Raw genomic sequence first — 19,632 nt, forward strand, 5'->3', positions numbered from 1 at the left:
ATTCAAAACAATACGTTTTTATTACGTAAAAAATACGTAAAAAGCCAATTTTTCCCCTTCCTATTTAAAGATTGTTCTTATTCTTCCACCTTTTAGAATTCGAACAGATTCATCATAATCAGTTTCATCCAAAAGACCGTTTTCAAAATTGGTCTTCAGTTTTTCCATAATTGGTTCGAATCCTTTTTCAACCACGATCCTTTTTTTGTCATTGAATACAATAACCTGGTCCCATAAATCTATAAAAACCTAATGAAAAATCTATTGATCTATAGATTTTATGAACAATTCGCTCCTTACCTATTGGCAAGGTCTTGGTTGAGCCAGTTAGCTGCTGTACAGCCCAAAAGCACGACTGCCATTTCCGCGTATCCCCCAACCGTTGGGTAAAACAAAAATAATGGTATTGCTAGAGGTCATCTTCACCTTCCCGAAGGATAAAAGGTCCCTTTCCTAAACAAGCGTCCGTTTCCTTTATGATGAACATTTTATATTTCTTATTGAACAGTAGCTTTTGCTGCTTTTCTTTTTTCTAATATTTTTTTCACTTGTTTATACGGTGTATATAAGGTGATTTCTTTGTCATGTAATCTATTTTTGACCGTTTTTGATGCATTCTCGTCTGCATGCATGGATCCGCATTGTTGACATATAAATTTCTCTTGTGTTTTTCGATTTCCTAAACAACCACATTTGTGACATTCTTGACTCGTGTAAGCTGGATTCACATATTCATATGCAATACCATTTACATCACATTTAAATAGTAAACGTTCATCAATGTATCCTTTGATCCAACGACTTAATTTTCGTTTGATATGTTTTGGCATTTTTTCATCCCATGACACAAATGCTAAATTTTCGATTCCGATGATAGAGGGTCTCTCTTTTTGAATCAAACAATTTAATTCATGGTTAATAAAACTTTTGACTGTCTCTTCATGTTTGTGTTTGTTCTTTTTATATTTCTTTTTCCCGAGGTTATTAACACGAATCCGTTCTGCTTTTTCTGTATCTCCTTGTTCTTCTAAAGTTCGAACCATGGCATAATATGGGTTTCGTTTTTGGTTCACTTTGTGTAAGCGCTCTGTTTCTTCACTTAACAATGTATTTAATCCTTCTCCGTAGTGTGTACCACTCGAAGAAATGAGCATTGTTTTATATCCTTTATCAACACCAATTTCGTTTTGTCCTTTCCAATTTTTCGTTTCTTTACTTGTTACCATGTGAGCGAGAGTAAAAACTCCTTGATCATATGTCACACGAATGTTTTTTTTATACACATTTTGATCCGAACATTGTAAACGAATCCGATTGTTTTTGATATGTGTAGAAATTTCAATATACGTAACGCCATCCTCTTGCACATATTTGTACATATCGGCATCTAATTGAAACGTAGAAGAATACGTATAGGGCGTTTTTCCTCTGTATCGTCTTGCGTAACGATGAATCAGACTGTGAACATAATTTTCTCGAACCTCTAGTTTTTGAATACTTTTTGGTCTTACAATCGATTCGCGAATCAAAATGGAACCGAACAATTTTGGAGCGGAGCACACATAACGAATATAATTTTTTTCATCTTCTGTTAGGTTCTCGTTTTCTTTTGCCACTTCTTTTATTTTGTTACAAGTGTTCGACCAAAGAGATTTTAAGTTGGATACAACATCTTCTAACGTGATTTTCCAAAAACGAGCAGGTAATTTGAATTGTTCAACTAATTCTTTGTTCTTTACCCACTCATTACGAACGGCTTTTCCATCTTGCAAACGTGGGTAACTATGAATACCAGCTAAACGACTGAACATATAATTTTTTGCGTTGCGGATTCGTTCTGTCAGTTTTTCTATAATGGTTTCATCTGCTTGATTTGCATACATTGCTCGTTGTTTGACTGTTCGTTTGACACGTTTTTTCATGAATGGTTTGTTTTTCTTCTTCGCCACATGTGTCCCTCCTTTCCTTATTATCATTATATGAAAAATTATTGGAATAAATGCTCGTTTGTTTCAATTATTTTTTTGTTTTTATGACTTCTGCTGCCGTATAACTTAGCAGAAAAAACTGTAATAATAGATAACACATCTTCTACTAATTCTTCTTCATACGTTTTATTCTCTTCATCATTTAAAATAATGACATCTATGTTATGCCAACGACACATTTCAAAAATAATTTCACTTCCGTATCGTAACAATCTATCTTTGTAATTCAAAACCAATGTATGGATTTGATTTGTTTCAATCATTCTTATTAATTCTTTTAATCCTTTTTTTTCATAATTTAAACCAGACCCTATGTCCTCTAAAATAGTATATTTCCACCCTTTTGCAGCGCAAAACAATTCCAATACGTTTTTTTGACGTTCTAAATCATTTTTTTTATTCCTAGTTGATACACGTGCATAAATTAAAGCTTTTTTATCTTCTGTTTTTATTTTTTGACGACTATCTTTTAATCGAAGAAGTTCATTTAAATCATAACGTCTATGCCCGCCTTCTGTTCGTTCACTTTTGATCTTACCCTCCTTTTCCCAAACGCGAATTGTTTGAACTGTGACCCCAAGTTCTTTTGCTGCTTTTCCTATGTTTATTTTCATTTTTTCTCTCCTATATATTTTATTGATTTTATTATACAAAAAATGTATTGAATAAATCAATACATTTTTTAATGATTTTGTATATTTTTATCTATCTGTAAATACCTCTTTTATCCCATTATCTTCTATACATATTTCCGACCAAATTTCAATTTCCGATTCGTGCGGGACATCCATTACAATTTTTCTATAAATTATAGGATATTCAGTATCGTTCACTTTCGGAATCAGCATGATACGAAGATAAAGCGTTGTTTGACTTGTAGCGCACCATAAATTTCCAAAAGTATGATCTGGGTATTCATTTATATTTTCAACCACGAACAATCGGCACACTTCTTCTGGTTCGTAACGACTCACAGCACCTCTCATTCAATCCCCTCCTTTCATCACTATTCAGATTTTTGTACGGATAAAATACGTATTTATTACGTTTTAAAGGCGTATTTAATACGTAATTTTTATGTATAAAAACATTACACAAACACTTATAGGAGAAGGTTTCGCACCTTCTCCATCGTCTTTCTTTATTTTTTCTTCTTTTCTTCCTTCAATTTTTCATTTTCTTCTTGTAGTATTTTAATTCGATGCTCTAATTCTAATTTTTCTCGAAGAGAAACTTCTTTTTCTTGTGTAATCTTATCGAAATTTTCTTTCCACACTTCGCTCGTAATCCTTGTTTTTTCGATTTCTAATTGTTTTTCGAAACCTGTTTTTTCTTTTTCTAGCTCGGATTGTAACTTTTCTTTCTCTCTTGTCAACTCCTCGATCGTTTTGTTTTCCTTTTCTAAAGAAGAAATCATTTCTTTCGCTTCGAGTAATTGTCGATGCAATTCATTCAGTTGTACTTGCAGCTCTTCTTTTTTTACAACCATATCTTCATTTTCTTTTTTGTAATCCTGAAATTCCTTTTGTAAATCGTCTTTTTCCTTCTGTAATCGTGCAACAGTTTCCCAAGTATCTCGAAAAGCTTTTTCTGTCGTCTTCAACTTCTCTTCTCTTTCTTCTATTGTAATGTTTAATTCTTTCTTCTCATTTTCGTATACGTTTTGTTGGGCTTGTGTATTTACTTTAAAAGAAAGAACTAAGCTTGAAATCGATTGGTACATTTGTTTTGTTAATTCATCAACCTTTTCAAGATCCTTCTCATAATCTCCTGAAGCTTCTTTTAATGTTTCTTTTCTTAACAGATCTAGTGATACAGAAAGAAAATCACTTTGCGTCATTCCTTTTTCGGATAGGAATTCAGCAATTTCCTTGTGCTTTTCTTGGGTTGCTCGATAACTTTTACCTGGCGTCTTCTTCTTTTCCTCTTTCACTTCAATACTTTCAACGTTTTCGTTCTCTTTTTCATTCGTCATGGTTCATTTCTCCTTCTGAATTACAAATGTATTACATATATACTTACCTTTAATAACTTAAATTATAACTTGTAATACTAATGTATTACAAGTTTGTTTTCATGCCATTTCCATAAAAAAAATCTATCAAAAACTAGATATAATCACGTTTTTGACTATAAAGAAGAAGTATTTGAGGGAGGGAATGAACATGGAAACTGATTTACTACAAAAACGTAACAAAATAATGTTGTACTTACTCTTACTTATAGCTATAGCAAACGTTATTGTTTGCTTTGCTATAGGAAAACCTTTATTCCTTATGCTATCAATTTTAGGAAGTACCTTATTCGTTTGTTTAATTATGTTTCTTATAATAAAACAACAACAACATATAATAGCTTCTTATTGGTATACGTTAGGAATAAACGCAATTGTACTTGTATATATAACGTTAGATAAAAACATAGGAGATGTCTTATTCTTATTCGTTACAATCATTATGACAACGATCTATTTAAATAAAAAAATCAACTTATTCGCGGCTTCTTTATCTATTATTTTATTTCTGTATTCTTTCTTTTCGTTAAAATTGTTCGGAGAACAATATGATTTATTATTCTATTACCTATTTTCATTTGTTTGTTTCGGAATGGTATTAAGTTATGTATCTTATTTTGTATCAAATGTTTTACAAGATCTTTTAAATACCCGTAAAACGCTATCTAACCAACAAGAAGAACTCATCTCTATGAACAAATCCGCACGGAAAACAATCTATGAACTGAAGAAATTCTCTTCTACTCTGAAGAACGATGTAAAAATCATTAATGATAAAAATTATGATTTCAATCAGAGTTTGGAGGAAATTGTACATAGTTTTGTTATTCAAACGGATAACTTGGAACGAATTACACTAAACACAACTAGCATACAAGAGGAAGCTAATGTCATTTTCAAACTTTCTAGAGAAGTACACGATAAAACAAATGAATGCTCCAGATCCATAACAGAATACACTAAAGAAACGGAAAAACTAGACGCAGCCATTGAAGAATTAAAGAATTTGTTTTGTGAAAACGAGGAAGTGAACGATACATTGGTACAAAAACTAAACGATATAGAGAGCATTACTGATACACTAAATAAAATTTCAAATCAAACCAAAATGTTGAGTTTAAATGCGTCCATTGAAGCGGCAAGAGCTGGAGAACATGGGAGAGGGTTTACAATCGTTTCAGGAGAAATGAAAAAATTGAGTGAAACGAGTAATCTATTTACAAACAACATCCAACAAATCATTTTAGATATCAAAGAGCTAATTAGTAAAAATAACGATTTCTTTAGACATTCTTATGATTGTTTACACATAACAAACCAAAACAGTAATACGGTTAAACAAATATTTAAACTAGTAAGTACCAACAGTAAAGAGATGGAACAGGAGATCAAAAAAGTTTTTGATCATACTTCTATTTTAAAGACGAACGTTGAAGATATAAATCAATCTCTTATAGAATTACAATCTGTTACAGAAGAACATACCGTTGCGAACGAAGAAATCAAGAGTAACTTCGAAAATCATTCCAATCATGTAAAAAAAATATATGGAAATTTCAATGAGCTAAAAAACCTTGTAGAAGAAGGGATAAAGGATTAATCATTACGTATTTTATACGTATTTATCACGTAATAAATACGTATAAAATACTGAATAAACACAATACGAATTCATTACAAAATCGAAAAAACAGATGGTTTTATTTATCTGTTTTTTTCGTTGACAAACGAGAATTTGCGGTTATAAATGTAACAACAAAGACCTCCCCAAATAAATCGGTTTTTGTTCATACCTTTTTTCCAGTATAGAAAAGGTTTCGAATTCGTAAGCTTTTTGGTGCAAGAGGGGTGAAGTACCCTAAAGCTAGACGTGTCTCGTTTGACGGAACGGGAAAGATTTCGGATCGTTCGTTAAAAATCCTTTTCAAATTACAAATGTTGTCTAATCGCTCAAAGGCAACAAAAATATCTCCTGAAAAATAATGATTTCTGTTAAGAATTGCGTAAGAGAAGACATATTATGTCTTCTTTTTTAATAATTTATTTGTGTACCAACCTCAGATGTTTTTTTGACCGAAGGGCATTTCCCTTCGGTTTTTTTATGTTTTTATTGTCAAAACCTCCAAATCATTGTATACAACGGGAAACACAAAGAGGTGATGCACAATGAAAAGCGGTTTTACGTTGTTAGAAATAATGATTGTTGTTGTTATTATCTCCGTTTTGGTTCTCATATTCACCTTTCCCCTTGGAGGTCATATCGGAGATGCGGAAGCGAAAGTGCAGCAAGTAAATTCAGGACTTCTAGAAACAAGTATTAAACAGTACAAAATGGATACAGATCAATTTCCCTTCGGTCCAAAAATCACGACAGAAGTGTCCCTGGAATCCAAAAAGATTATCCAAAGCTTACTAGATCAAAAGGGAACAGGGAAAAATTACGAAGATATACAGAATTCTTTTTATACCTTAGATTCAAAAAAATTGAGATCTTATGTAAAAGGAAATTTTACTGATATGGAACGTTATTTTTCCTCAGATGCAATTGAACTCGAAGGTTTGGTATTTACATATAAAACAGTCCAGAACAAGAAAAAAGAACGATTTTCAGGATCATACACACTCGTAGAAACAAAACCATGTAGCAACGACCATTCCACAGATAATAAAGTTCAATTACCGGAAAACGGAGATGGAACATCCTATAATCCTTTTATTATCAAAACAATAGGGGAATTGCAATCTATAAAATTAAGTCCGAGCTCATTCTTTATACTTGGAAATGACATAGAAGCTTGTGTAACAAAGACCTGGGACTCTGGAAAAGGTTTTGAACCGATTTCGAATTTCACAGGTGGGCTTAAAAAATCTACTTTTAGTATTAATAATTTATATATAAACAGACCTTCAGAAAACGAGGTAGGACTTTTTAAAACAACAAAAATTTCTTCTTCGAATTCTATCTCTGTTCGTTTGAAACAACCGTTTATTGTGGGGAATGATTATGTTGGAGCTATTTCGGGTAAGAATGAGGTTGAAAATGTCATGTATGACATCCAAGCTGAGAACATTTCTGTAATAGGTAATAATTTTGTAGGCGGTTTATTTGGGAAAACAGAAGGTCTTATATATGGTATTTCAGCAACAGGGAATGTAAAAGGTCGCGATTTTGTAGGCGGTTTGATAGGGGAATTGACGAAATCAGGAATACAGGATTCGTATTTCGTAGGAAAGGTTTCAGGGGATAATAATGTCGGAGGTCTATCCGGAAGTATAGAACCTCATATTCTCACTTTGAGAATCTATGTTTCTGTAGAGATTACAGGGAAAACAAATGTTCAACCGATAATCGGTTCTGTAGATTCTACGAATATTGATTTATATGTTTACTATAACAAGGATAAATCAAACCTCTATTCTAGTTTAGGAACCGGAAAGACAACAGTAGAACTACAGAAAAAAGAAACATTCCAAAATTGGGATTTTACCAATGCTTGGATCATCGATCCAAACGTAAACGACGGGTTCCCATATTTAAAGTAAATTTCTGTTCTATCTTGAATATACTATTACGCATACCTTATTTCTTATTTCTTATTTCTTATTTAAAAAGTGATAAGAAATTTTACCAGGAATATATACATTCCTGGTATTTTTTACGTTGTGATCGAGAATCAGGAAAAACTTTGGTACATATGCGTTTGAAGTGTTTTTTGTGGACTTACATTATTTTATATGTATAATTCGATTGCTTGGAAAAAGAGAGGTGATACAAATTGAAAAAAGGTTTTACTTTATTAGAAATATTGATCGTAATATCCATTATTTCTGTACTCGTTTTAGTGTTTATGATTAGTTCCAAAGATTATACGGTAAGAGCTGATTTACAGCGGCAGAAATTAAATTCGACGATACTTGAATCGGCAATCAAACAACATAAACTAGAGAATGAATCTCTCCCATTTGGATCTAAAATCACAAAAGAAATATCCACGGAGACGAAAAGAATTATAGAACAACAACTAAAAAACAAGGGCGTTTCGTTCGATTCTGTTAAAGATACGTTCTACACACTGGATAAAAAGAAAATAAAAGCATATATAAAGGGGCAAATGAATGATTTCGATCGCTATTTCTCGTCAAATTCGGTTCATTTAGAAGGTATGATTTTTACATACGATACAATCCAAACAGAAAAAGAAGGGATTTACAGCGGATCATACGCCCTTTTAGAAATGGAGGGAGAAAGTGAAGGTGGAAATGAGGTGAAACCACCCGAAACAACCGAGCCACCAGAAACAACAATTAGTTGTAATATAAATTGGTCCTCGGATCCTACGATCCGATTACCACAGCAAGGCAGCGGCACACCAGGAGATCCATATCTAATAAGAACAATCGGGGAAGTACAAGCAATAAAATTAAATTTAGAAGCTTCGTATAAATTAGGGAATAACATAGAAGCTTGTGTTACAAAGGAATGGAATAATGGAGAAGGCTTCGAACCTATCCAAGATTTCGATGGAACAATGGAAAAATCTGATTACAGTATAGATAACTTATATATTAATAGACCAAGTGAAGATTACGTTGGACTATTTGCAAATGCCCATACCACTATAGACGAAAACTTTTCGGTACGACTAAAAAACCCAACTATTACAGGAAGAAATTTTGTTGGAGCGGTAACAGGTAAACAAGATTCGTTCCGAATTTATGATATTTCTGTGGAAAACGGTAATGTAACAGGACAAAATCATGTTGGAATTATATTTGGACATACACAAGATCAAATGTATAGATTTTCTGGGACAGGAACAGTAAAAGGAAAATATTATGTTGGGGGAATTACGGGATCTGGTTTAGACTCTATGTGGAAATATGGATATTTCCATGGAACAGTGGAAGGGGACACATATGTTGGAGGGCTTTCCGGTCAAGATGATGATTCTCCATTCCTAGACCATGTTTATGTTTCTTCTACAATAAAAGGGAAGAAAGCGCAGCCGTTGATTGGTCTTATAAAAGGGCTTACTCCATATGTAAGAGCTTTTTACGATACAGATAAGACAAATTTAACATCCTCTATCGGAGAAGGACGTACCACAAAACAACTAAAGGATCGAGTCACTTATGATTGGTGGAATGAATTAAATACTTACTTTAATATACATCCAAGCATAAACGATGGTTTTCCGTACTTAAAATAAAAAAACAGATCAATTGATCTGTTTTTTTACACAAGATTATTTTTATAAGGATTTTGAGGGAACTTGAAATCAACATCCACGTGCTGTGGACCTTCTTTTTACACTTAATCGAACAAAAAAACAAGTTTTTCGCCCAAAAACAAAATTCATTTTTATTTTTTATGGAAACATGGATGAGTATCCATACATATAATAATATTGCTTCGAGAAACTTTTTATAAAATCTTTCATGCGTAAATCCAATTTGCCTCTATCTGATTTGAGGAGTCAGATACAGGAACCCTGAAAAGAGTGATTTTATCACTCTTTTTTTCTTTCCATTCTTAAATTTTTGAGTATAGTTACGGGGATTTAAGAATGGAGGAGATAATATGAAAAAATATATTGATTTAAATGGTTTATCCATTATAGATATTTATAATTTTATAGATTTAAAAAATATAAAGAGGAAGGAACCCCTTTCACAATTAAAAGGGTGTGATTTCCTTGGAATCTAACTTAAAATTAAAAGGCTTCGTTGTGAATTTGTTTTTATTTGGAAGCTTGTTGTTATCTATTTATTTAACAACATTGATACATAAAGATTTTATAAAAGAAATTACAAGTGGTAACACTAAACACATTTGGACTTTTGGTATTATCACAGCTGTGCTCTTATTTATCATAATAGCTTTATCTGTTGCATTTTCTAAAAACAGAAAAGTACAACTTGCGGACGGGGAGTTGTTGCAGCCGCAACATTTAAAAGCAGAGCAAAGGGAACAGTACATGAAGGGAACCTTTCACACTCGAAATCAACGGACTTTTAAAAAGGACAAGAGCGGTATTTTGATATCTCGAAATGTGAAATTAAGCACAAAAAAATCGTATGAACATGTTCTTTTGTTGGGTCCAACAGGAAGCGGTAAATCAGCACAGTTTTTTAAACCAAATCTTCGAAATATCGATGATACTAGTCTTGTGGTAACAGACCCGAAGGGTGAATTGCACTTAGAATCTAAGGATTTTTTAGAAGCAAAAGGTTACCGTGTAATTCATCTCAATTTCAATGATCCTACAAAATCAAGTTTTTATAATCTCGTAGAGAATTGTCATACGGATGACGATTTAATGAGTCTTTCAGACTCATTATTGGAACAAGCCGGAGGCGAATGGGGTCCACTTTCGAAATCATTATTTTTATGTTTGTTATATCTAGCACGAGACCAGGGACGTACAAATTTAACTGAAGTTTTAAAAATATTGGGAGAAGCGCCGAGAGACATGGACGAATTGGAGACATTCTTCTCAGAATCGCCCGAAGCTCTCACAGAATTTTATCAGTTCCAAAAGACCATGGGAGCTGGTGCATTTGTTGGTTCCGTCTATGCAACTATTATTCGCGTTTTAGGTGTTTTTAAATATAAACAAATGGAATACTTGGGTTCACGTTCTGATTTCTCTCCTGGAGATCTTCGTCTAGAAAAAACAGCTTTGTTTGTTAGTTATCCAGAATCTAAATCAGAAGCTTTCCAACCGTTTTTATCATCATTTTATTATCAGCTTTTATCACAAATTAAAGACCATGAGTCCATGTACGAAGGAAATACAGGGAAAAAAGGCTTAGGTGTCGTATTTTTTTGTGATGAGTTCGCGAACATTGGGGTTATTCCGGCTTTGGATATATTTTTGACGACGATCCGTTCGAAAAAAATGTGTATGGTGTTAGGAATTCAGTCTTTCCAACAGGTTAAGCAAAAATACGGAGAAAAAGCCAGCATTATTTTGGAAAATTGTAAGTGCAAGTTGGTTTTGCCAGGGTCTTCTGGGGAATCTGCAAAAGCATTTTCTGAATTAGTAGGGGAACACGAATACGATTCTTATTCCTTCTCCACTTCAGATAAATCAAATTTGAGCTTGAGCCAATCTAAACAAAAGAAAAGCATCCTATCTTACGATCAGATTCGAAGATTAAAAGGGAACGAAACAGTATGTATTTTTGGAAATCTTCGCCCATTTAGAGATTTAACCAATTATTATTACATGGACGATTTAGCTTTTAAATACGCACATGAAACGAAATTACCGGAACCACTTGCGAATTTTATGTTCAATAATTTAAGAAAAATCATTCCAGATGGAGTTAAAAAAGAAGAAAAACGGGTTGCAGCCATTTCAAAAAAATTACGAGAACAAAAAGAAACTGAAACAGAAAAAGTGCAAACACTAGCTTCAAAACGTATTTCTCCAATACCAGAGGAACGCAAAGAGGCTCAAATTGCGTACGAAAACCAAATTAAAGAACTAAAAGAACCGACTCAACCGTTACAAGAACTTAAAACCGAAACAGAAAGCAAAGAAGATGTTCTCCATTCATTACGTAATTTTATGAATGAGTAATACATATTCAATACAACAATAAACCCTATAATAACAATAAAATCTATTACATTACATATGTAATACAATAATAAAAAGAACACATTTCAGTGTTCTTTTTATTCGTATTGAGGATCTATGTATTGTTTAAAAACAGAAGTAAATCGAATCATATCTTCTACTAATATTTCAACTTCTCCTCTAACAGCATCCACGTATTTTATAACGTTAGGGTCATTAGAAAATAAAGTTCCTCCTTCCAAATCCCCAACCGTTTCCGCATAGATTATGTCATAAATTCTATCGAACATAATGAACATTTTATCAATGCTATCATCCGATTGTTTAGGCTCTATGTGTAAACCCAAATTCTTTATAAATTTTTTATGGATATCTATTGTTTTATCTAAATGACGTTCAAAAATTTCACGATTCTCCATTAGAAATTGTTCCACATCATGTTCTGGCAATTTATCAAATCCTTCTTCTTTCATATTGTTTTTAAAACTCAATTTATATAATTGTTCTCTGTTAGAATCTAAAATCAACAAATACGAATATGGTGTTTCCAAGAAGAATTTAATATCATCCATTGCATCTTTTATTTGTTTTTTATAAACAGCTTCCAAAACTTCCCCTCCTCTCTTTTATACTTGATCCAAACGATTTCTGTGTCGGTCTTCCCACTTTTGTAGCAGCTGTAATTTCGGTTCAATGTCTTCAGCTATTTCAATAGGCAACTTCCCAATCACATTTTCACAAACTTTTAGTTCTATCGTTTTTAATTCTTTAATTTTCTTTTCTTTTGTCTCCTTTGCGCCACTACCATCTTTAACCGAATCAATTTTCATCTTGAATCGATTTAATTCGCCTTGATAATAATTATGTACATCATTATCACGCATTTTCCCAATAAGATATCCTAAAAGGACATTTTGTTTTTCGTAGAGTTTGGATTGTATATATGTGTTATGAAAAATTGCAATAAATTTATCTTTGTCATTTGTTCCAATTAGAGCTTCCGCATAAGCTCCCTCGTCGATCAGTCGTTTTGTTCTTCGTTTTCTCTCCGCGAGCCTTATATCAGTTTTTAATGTTTTTAAGTCACTTTGGAATTCAGCAATTTTCTTTTCTAAATTTCTCTTTTTCTCCAAATCCTTTTCTAATTTTTCCAATTCCTTATCTAATTTCTCCAAATCTTTATCCATTATTTTCCCTCCCTTTCTTCAAAAATTTATCGGATTATACCTCTAAATTTTGTTTAAGCAAGTATTTTTTTATGTATTTTTGAGAGCCGAAGGCGAACCCCAAACTTTTCCAAAAAAAGCCCATACAGGCGCACAGATACATTTCACTAACGTGATATGTTGGCGCCCTGCCGGGGGCTAAGTTCAAATTCGAAAACCCAAAAATCAAAATCCTGAAAATCGAAAAAATGATTTGCATCCTGTTTTTTTCTCTCATCCCCCTTGTCCCTCTCATCCCCCTTGTCCTGTTTGCCATCGTTCCACTCGTCTCTTTTTTAATTTTTTTACACAAAATCCCATTTTCTGTGCTATTATTTCGAAAATCCAAGTGATTAAAACTAAAGAGAGGAGGTGAGAGGAATGGGAACTGAAAAGATGTTTCATACACGTACACGTATTTTCAAAAAGAGTAATAAAGATAAAATTATTGCAAAGATCGCATACAGAGCTGGAGTAAAAATGGTTGATGAAATGAGTGGAAAAACATACAACTATTCAGCAAAAGGAGTGAAAGATGGTATTCAATCTGAAATTTTACTTCCAAAAGATGCAGGTGAGAAATGGAAAGATCGTGCGTATTTATACAACGAAGTACAACGTGGAGAAAAGTATGCAAATGCACAGTATCTTCGCGAGATCGAGTTTGCACTTTCTAATGAATTTTCCCCCCAAGAAAACATAGAAATCGCAAAAAAAGCGGCTCAAAAATTAGTGGACAAAGGAATGGTTGCTGATTTGCATTTTCATAAATTGAATGATAATAATCCGCATTGCCATATGGTGTTAACCATGAGAAAAATTACAAAAGAAGGGAAATTCGATACTTTAAAAGCACGTGATTGGAACAAGCCTTCTATCATTCAAGGTTTCAGAAAAAACTTGGAAAAATTATTGAATGAAAAATACAAGGAGAAGGGTTTAGATATGTATGTAGACCGCCGCTCTTATAAAGAGCGAGGCTTGGATCTCATTCCTCAAAAACACCTTCCACCTCAAAAGGATTCTAAAGAATACAAAGAGATTGCTAAGGAAAACAAAAAGATTAAGCGCATAAACAAAATGACAAAACAAAAAGAAAAAAGCCGCCAAGAAGCGGTTTCCGATTATGTGGAAAGAAAAGAAGCAATGGTTCAAAAATCAAAAGAGAAAACTTTAGAAACTACAGTGGAAAAAGTTGTAGATGTTCCTATCCTAAGTCAAAAGGAACTTGTGTTAGAAAGATTTAGAAAGGAGGTGAAAAGTATGCAAATGGAACAAAAGAAAAACCAAGAACAGAATAAAGAATTTGAAGGACATGGTTACTATAATCAATCCGGAACAAAACAAGATCGACGTGATCCGAAGAAGACAGTTACGGTTGAACAAGTGTACAAAGAAGAAGCTTCTAAGCTGAAAAAAGAAGAACGAGAAAAAAATATGGAGCACAGCAATTCTAAGAAAAAACGTGCGACCGCTTACGAAACTTTGAAAAAGAAAACGCAACAGGCTAACCGCTTAATCGAATATAAAAAAGACGATATCGCACACTCAAAACTTCGTGTTATGGAACTCAAAGCTGAGAAAAAAGGTTTATCTTCTTTCAGTTTGACAGACTTAAAACAGAAACGTCAAATCAAAAGAGATATAGCAAAAGAGAAGGTTCTACAGAAGAAAAAGAAATTGGAGATCAGAAAAGAGCGCCGCGTAATCAAGGAAGCGAGAAAAGAATATGGTAAACACATCAAAGCACAAATCAATAAATTCAAAGAAAAGATCCAACAACACATGAAAGCGCGCAAACACGAAAAAGAGATGGACCGTTTACACGAAAAAACATTGAAACAAGAACTAAAAGACGTTGTATCCTTCGAAGATTACAAGAAGAAAAGAGATAAAGATGTACAACTGAAAACATTTGATGAAGTGAAAATGGAAAAACAAAAACAGAAAGAGCAAAAAAACGAACAAGGACTTGAGCGCTAACATTGATTGTCGAACCGGTTCGGTAATTACACGTAATTCATTTACGTGTTTTTTCCGTTTTCGAACATAAAAAAAAGAGGTTTGTCCTCTCTTTTTTTATTTTTTCTTTTTCATATAATCTTTAAACAAACGCTCGATTAAATTGGAAGGACTGGTACCAAGCTCAAAGGCTTCTTCTGCAAGTTGTAACGCAATTTCCTTCTCTATATAATACGTTTTCTTTATAGGATCTTTTTTCATTCTCCCACGACCAAGAGGTGTTTTCTCCTTTTTCGTTCGAAGTGAATAGTCAGCTTCTTTTTGTTTTCCTTTTTTATCTTTCTTCTCCGTTTTTTCTTCTTGCTTAACTTCTGATTTTCCCTCTTGTTTTATTTCTTGTTTCTCTTCGACCACTTCTGATTTTACTTCTTGTTCCTCTGTTACTTTTTTACCAATCGCACTTGCATCAAACATTTTATAACTCCCCTTCCACGATCATCTTAGCAATTTTATTGTATTCTTCTACTAGCTTTCCACCTGTTTTATGTTTCTTTAATCCTTCGTAATTTAATTCTTTTCGCGTCCAGTCTTCTACAATTCGACAATCCGGAATAGAGACAGAACAATATTTCATAACTCCATCCTGTACCCATTCTGTAATTTTCTCTGTATAAATTCGTTCTACCTTCCCGAAGGAATTTGCATATACTCTCGTTGGGACAATTGTATAATCTAAATTCATGCCTTCTTCATTTAGCTTTAAAACGATTTGAGCCGCACGATAAGTACCTTCTAAACTGTTGCCGTCTGTAAGAGATGGTATGTAGACCAATTCCGCCGGAATAAGCGAGCAAATCGAACTGAAACTTCCCTGACTAGGATGGCAATCAATCAATACAACATCATAATCCTCTTTAACTTCGTTTAATTTCTTTAGTAATACTTCATCTTTGTTACGTAAAATATTTTTGTTTACCCAAGTTTCTAATTCATCGATTCGATTATTGGATGGAATAAAGAAGATATTTTTACCTGGGACCTGTACAACAACCTCTTCAAAAGTTTTTTCTTTCGTTAACCATTCGTATGTTGTTTTTCCTAGGAAACTGTGACGATTAAATCCAAAATTATTTGCTACATCTCCATTTTGACACATGTCCACCACTAAAACCTTTTTCCCTTGTTCCTCCAAAGTATGAGCCAATAATGTACAAGAAGAGGTCTTACATACTCCCCCTTTTGTAGAATAAAACGAGATTACTTTTTTCATATTATTATTCCCCCTTTTTATAAGTGTAACTCAAAATTACACGTATTAATTACGTATTAATTACGTATTTTATACGTATAAAACTCATGTTACTATTTAAGGATTTATCTTGTGTTTTTAAAATTCCTTTTTTATTTTTTAAATTTTTTTTGTTGTTATACCAAAGTTCGATAACTTTTTCCATACGCATTTATTACGTATTTTATACGTATAAAATGCGTATAAAACTAACTCCACTTTACACCCATAAAAAACAAAAAGCAAGAAGAACTTTAACTAACTTTCCGTTTAATTTTTTTATACACACGGGTAGTATTTTTTTGAGAAAACCACTCAAAAAAATCTTCCCCCTTACATGTATAAAAAAATGATTTTCGACTTTTGTCCCCTTCGCCGAACCGATATACGAAAAAGATGGGATTTTCCCTCTCGGTTCGTGCTACTTATTGTAAGTCGAAAAACACTTTGCCTCTCCTAGAAGAAAAACCACGGGGTCTTGCCCCCGAACGCCGCGCCGAAACCTCAACCGAAAAAGAAGGGGAAGGGACAAGGGATAAAATAAGAAAGAGAAGGAAAGAACAGAGAAAAAGACAGAAAAAAGAAGATGCCACCCATAATGGATAACACCTTCAATCCCACGTATGAAGTTTTGCCTTTTTAATTAAATATTTTCCATTTTTATATTCATATTGTAATTGTAATTCGGCAACATGATATAGAAATGCCAGCTGAAGACCCACGAAAGCTACAAGGTCGTTTTCTTCTACTTTAAAACGGATTTGACTCCCGATTACGAACTTATCGAAGAGGCGATCCTTCTGTATTTCTTGTGAAAATGGGACTTTCCATGTTTCCGTTTGTTTTTTGGAGAAGTAATTGATTTCTCCAATATACGGTTTAATCATACTTTCCATGTTTATATGAACGTGATCCTCCGGGTTTTCTACAAAAACATGAGAGTAACCGCACTGACCCTCTTCTAATATATGAATCTCCCAAATGGAAACACCCGATCCACTTCCTTTGTGCAGCAATACAATTACCTCTTCGATTCCATCATTATTTAAGTCTACAAAATGAATTTCCGGAGGAAATGCGGGATGATTCAGATGGATCCAACTTGGTTTATACATCCATTCCCCTATATAGAGTTCTATATCCTCTATTATTCCCTTTTCTTCATTCGGATATCCCCATAATTGTGCTTTTGCCACTTTATTTTCTACTAATAAAACACAATCTTGTTTTTTTGTTCGCATATTTTATCTTCTCCCCTGTTCGATTTTCGTTTTAATTGTTTTTTCTGTTCGATTCGAAATTTGTTTTTTGAGGTTGTATTTGGAAGCCATCTGTTCGATGAAAAGCTCTATGCTCGGGTATTGCATGATTGGAAGCTTAGACTCAATGTTGTAACGATAATCGGAGATTAAGAGAATGTATGGGAGCACAAGTTTGTTCGGGTTTTGCCAGGGCTCCTGAAGTAAAATTTGTGAGTCGTATAACTTCTCGTAGAGAGACGTCTTCGAAGCCATAACCTTGCTAGAGTAGTGAGTTCTTTGCACTTCGATAAATAATGGAATTCCCTTCCACACCAGGAATAAATCTGGTTCAGCCATGCCCTTCCCGTATTTTGGCTCGATGGTAAATATCCGAGGTTCCTCGTATTCCCTTAAAGCCAAGTACATATCCACGATTTTGAGAAAATGAGGGATTTTCATAGAGTCCTTTTTAATCCCGGAAGGTTTCGGAAAATACACGAATGGCTGAAAATCCGTAGAAACATCTATATATCCCCTATCCCGTAATCTTTTTAGTACCGTATTACAATTAGAAATTGGGTTCTTTAAATCGGAGAAAAACAGCTCTACCAACTGATCTCGGCTGGAACATCTTGCTTTTTCAAGAAATTCAATGATCTGTAGATCGCGCTTTTTCACTCACTAACACCTCTTCCATCATTTTTAGCACTTCTTCATTTTGGTCTATCTGTTTCTTTCTATTTTTCACATCGTCCATTTGTATTAGTTTGGAATCCCCTTGTATTTGTTGTTGCGTTTTAACGATGTTTAACGGCGCTAGGATCTCTTTTGCTTTTTGATCATCCAAGAACACCGTTTTCGCCCTTCTGAGCTCTCCACCGACCGAAAAAACGCATTCTCCTACATTTTTAATCGATTCAGCCCCCTGACAATCCACAATTTTAGAATTTGTTGAATTTGATTGTTTGAGAGAAATCCTGTTTACAAGATTATTTTTAATTTTTCCTTTTAACACCGTAGAATCTGGACGTTGTGTACTAAGTAATAACAGGCATCCCAAAGACCTGCCCTTTGCCGCTACTCTCCCAACGAGTTCCATAGTATCTTCGTCGAGATCTTGAAACTCGTCGATACAAATTACCAATATCGGCATTTCTTCTCTAATATGTTTAGGAAGCCTTAGAATGGAGGATACTTCATGTTCCATTTGGATATCCCCACGACGATCCATCTCCTTGTTTATTTCTTGTAAATGTGTTCTGATTTGATTTTCATCAACTGAAAACTCCACAACATGAGGAAGGTTCTTGAATAAGAAGAACTCCGTCCTTTTTAGATCAAAAAGAAATAATTTAACTTGTTCTGGTGTTTTAGAGAGTACCAATGTTGTTAAAATACTACGGACAGTAGAGCTTTTGCCCATTCCCGTTTGACCGGCAATTAAGGCATGAGGCGCCGGGTCAATGAGGTCGAACATTGTGTATCCCCCGTCCTCGAATCCTACCAAAATAGGAACCTTGTATTTATCCACCTGATCTTTATATAGTTCGTAATCGTAAATGAATGTTTCTTTAAACGGATCTTTGTTGTATATTCGCATTGTGACGCCTCCGATTTCGTCATGTTTGAAAAAAGTATACTCTCCAAAGTACCTCTGAAACACGAAATGTTTGTTCAGTAGCTTCTCAATTGGGATTGTTTTAGGAAGCCTGAAGACGACTTGTAAGTGATCATCTTTCTCCTGGACGTTGTGAATAAGAGGGTACTGTATAAATTCTCGATCGTTCGCTTTTTTCTTTACACATACCTCAGCATCCACAAAGCATTTTCTTAACATCTTTTTGAATTTTAGTTTATACATCCACTCCTGAAATGCTTCGATTATCATACAAATAACACCACCATTGAATAGATTACCCACGTAAACACCGCCACTTTTACAAAAGGGAATACCCTATTTAATACTTCTTCAAATTTGGAAAGTCGTTGATCTAATTTCGAGTCTGGAAACAGCTTTGAAACAGCAAATGCCGTTACTGGAATAAGAACGATTCCCCCCAGGATAAGAAATGGAACCATCGTATTATGAAGCCCAGAATACATATCGAACATGGTTGGAATTGGAAGGATTCCGTAAGAAACAATATTACTAGTTTTAGTTTTTCCTTTTTTCATAAATTCATCGAAAGGAATCGTTTCTTTTCGCCTCGATATTTTCATAGTTTTTCCTCCATTGGTGAATTTTCAGACAATTCAATTTTCAGACAATTCCGAGTTTGTGTTGTTTCTCCCTCCTCCCCTCGCGCTCCCCCCCACCCCCTCACTCCCTCCGGTCGTAACATTCT

The 19,632-nt window shown here is 33.8% G+C and carries 18 protein-coding genes; 6 read left to right on the forward strand and 12 right to left on the reverse strand.

Going from position 1 to position 19,632, the window contains the following annotated elements; all coding sequences use genetic code 11:
* Window positions 1–497: 497 nt before the first annotated feature.
* The 4 genes from BAQ44_RS28645 to BAQ44_RS28660 all read right to left on the reverse strand — a co-directional run bounded on the left by BAQ44_RS28645 (window position 498) and on the right by BAQ44_RS28660 (window position 3,963).
* Window positions 498–1,949, reverse strand: a complete 1,452-nt coding sequence (locus tag BAQ44_RS28645) for a zinc ribbon domain-containing protein (protein ID WP_071725115.1) — start codon at window positions 1,947–1,949, stop codon at window positions 498–500.
* 38 nt (window positions 1,950–1,987) lie between these two features.
* Window positions 1,988–2,602, reverse strand: a complete 615-nt coding sequence (locus tag BAQ44_RS28650; protein ID WP_071725117.1) for an IS607 family transposase — start codon at window positions 2,600–2,602, stop codon at window positions 1,988–1,990.
* Between the two features lie 87 nt (window positions 2,603–2,689).
* The gene (locus BAQ44_RS28655; RefSeq protein WP_071725119.1) at window positions 2,690–2,974 is read right to left on the reverse strand and encodes a hypothetical protein; all 285 of its coding nucleotides are present in this window, start codon (window positions 2,972–2,974) and stop codon (window positions 2,690–2,692) included.
* A gap of 155 nt (window positions 2,975–3,129) precedes the next feature.
* The gene (locus BAQ44_RS28660) at window positions 3,130–3,963 is read right to left on the reverse strand and encodes a hypothetical protein (RefSeq protein WP_071725121.1); all 834 of its coding nucleotides are present in this window, start codon (window positions 3,961–3,963) and stop codon (window positions 3,130–3,132) included.
* Window positions 3,964–4,153: 190 nt separating this feature from the next.
* Between BAQ44_RS28660 and BAQ44_RS28665 the strand changes: the two genes are divergently transcribed.
* The 5 genes from BAQ44_RS28665 to BAQ44_RS28680 all read left to right on the forward strand — a co-directional run bounded on the left by BAQ44_RS28665 (window position 4,154) and on the right by BAQ44_RS28680 (window position 11,591).
* Window positions 4,154–5,602 carry a methyl-accepting chemotaxis protein gene (locus tag BAQ44_RS28665; protein ID WP_224742162.1) on the forward strand — a complete coding sequence of 483 codons (1,449 nt, stop codon included), beginning with the start codon at window positions 4,154–4,156 and terminating at the stop codon, window positions 5,600–5,602.
* 566 nt (window positions 5,603–6,168) lie between these two features.
* Entirely contained in the window at window positions 6,169–7,545 is a 1,377-nt protein-coding gene (locus tag BAQ44_RS28670) for a prepilin-type N-terminal cleavage/methylation domain-containing protein (RefSeq protein WP_071725124.1), read from the forward strand.
* Window positions 7,546–7,778: 233 nt separating this feature from the next.
* On the forward strand, window positions 7,779–9,212 hold the full coding sequence (locus BAQ44_RS28675) for a prepilin-type N-terminal cleavage/methylation domain-containing protein (protein WP_071725126.1): 1,434 nt from the start codon (window positions 7,779–7,781) through the stop codon (window positions 9,210–9,212).
* Between the two features lie 371 nt (window positions 9,213–9,583).
* The gene (locus BAQ44_RS31630) at window positions 9,584–9,709 is read left to right on the forward strand and encodes a hypothetical protein (RefSeq protein WP_263479928.1); all 126 of its coding nucleotides are present in this window, start codon (window positions 9,584–9,586) and stop codon (window positions 9,707–9,709) included.
* Window positions 9,699–11,591 carry a type IV secretory system conjugative DNA transfer family protein gene (locus BAQ44_RS28680; RefSeq protein ID WP_224742159.1) on the forward strand — a complete coding sequence of 631 codons (1,893 nt, stop codon included), beginning with the start codon at window positions 9,699–9,701 and terminating at the stop codon, window positions 11,589–11,591. Before BAQ44_RS31630 ends, BAQ44_RS28680 begins: the two co-directional genes overlap by 11 nt.
* 98 nt (window positions 11,592–11,689) lie before the next feature.
* Here BAQ44_RS28680 and BAQ44_RS28685 read toward each other — a convergent pair whose 3' ends face one another.
* Together BAQ44_RS28685 and BAQ44_RS28690 are read right to left on the reverse strand one after the other, a co-directional pair.
* Window positions 11,690–12,199, reverse strand: coding sequence for a hypothetical protein (locus BAQ44_RS28685; RefSeq protein ID WP_071725128.1), 510 nt, complete (start codon window positions 12,197–12,199; stop codon window positions 11,690–11,692).
* Between the two features lie 18 nt (window positions 12,200–12,217).
* Window positions 12,218–12,778: a coiled-coil domain-containing protein gene (locus BAQ44_RS28690; RefSeq protein ID WP_071725131.1), complete on the reverse strand. Its 561-nt coding sequence runs from the start codon at window positions 12,776–12,778 to the stop codon at window positions 12,218–12,220.
* 399 nt (window positions 12,779–13,177) lie between these two features.
* Between BAQ44_RS28690 and BAQ44_RS28700 the strand changes: the two genes are divergently transcribed.
* Window positions 13,178–14,779, forward strand: a complete 1,602-nt coding sequence (locus BAQ44_RS28700) for a MobA/MobL family protein (RefSeq protein WP_224742158.1) — start codon at window positions 13,178–13,180, stop codon at window positions 14,777–14,779.
* A 96-nt stretch (window positions 14,780–14,875) separates the two neighbouring features.
* Here the strand turns inward: BAQ44_RS28700 and BAQ44_RS28705 are convergent, their stop codons facing one another.
* The 6 genes from BAQ44_RS28705 to BAQ44_RS28730 all read right to left on the reverse strand — a co-directional run bounded on the left by BAQ44_RS28705 (window position 14,876) and on the right by BAQ44_RS28730 (window position 19,507).
* Window positions 14,876–15,232, reverse strand: a complete 357-nt coding sequence (locus BAQ44_RS28705; protein ID WP_071725138.1) for a hypothetical protein — start codon at window positions 15,230–15,232, stop codon at window positions 14,876–14,878.
* Between the two features lies 1 nt (window position 15,233).
* Entirely contained in the window at window positions 15,234–16,028 is a 795-nt protein-coding gene (locus tag BAQ44_RS28710) for a ParA family protein (protein WP_084669674.1), read from the reverse strand.
* Window positions 16,029–16,657: 629 nt separating this feature from the next.
* Entirely contained in the window at window positions 16,658–17,287 is a 630-nt protein-coding gene (locus BAQ44_RS28715) for a hypothetical protein (protein ID WP_071725143.1), read from the reverse strand.
* A gap of 3 nt (window positions 17,288–17,290) precedes the next feature.
* Complete coding sequence (locus tag BAQ44_RS28720) at window positions 17,291–17,965, reverse strand: replication-relaxation family protein (RefSeq protein WP_071725146.1); 675 nt, start codon at window positions 17,963–17,965, stop codon at window positions 17,291–17,293.
* Window positions 17,937–19,175 (reverse strand): FtsK/SpoIIIE domain-containing protein, encoded by a 1,239-nt coding sequence (locus BAQ44_RS28725; protein WP_224742157.1) that lies wholly within the window; start codon window positions 19,173–19,175, stop codon window positions 17,937–17,939. Before BAQ44_RS28725 ends, BAQ44_RS28720 begins: the two co-directional genes overlap by 29 nt.
* Complete coding sequence (locus tag BAQ44_RS28730; RefSeq protein WP_071725148.1) at window positions 19,172–19,507, reverse strand: hypothetical protein; 336 nt, start codon at window positions 19,505–19,507, stop codon at window positions 19,172–19,174. Before BAQ44_RS28730 ends, BAQ44_RS28725 begins: the two co-directional genes overlap by 4 nt.
* Window positions 19,508–19,632: the final 125 nt, after the last annotated feature.

Source organism: Bacillus mobilis (assembly GCF_001884045.1).
Classification (GTDB): domain Bacteria; phylum Bacillota; class Bacilli; order Bacillales; family Bacillaceae_G; genus Bacillus_A; species Bacillus_A mobilis.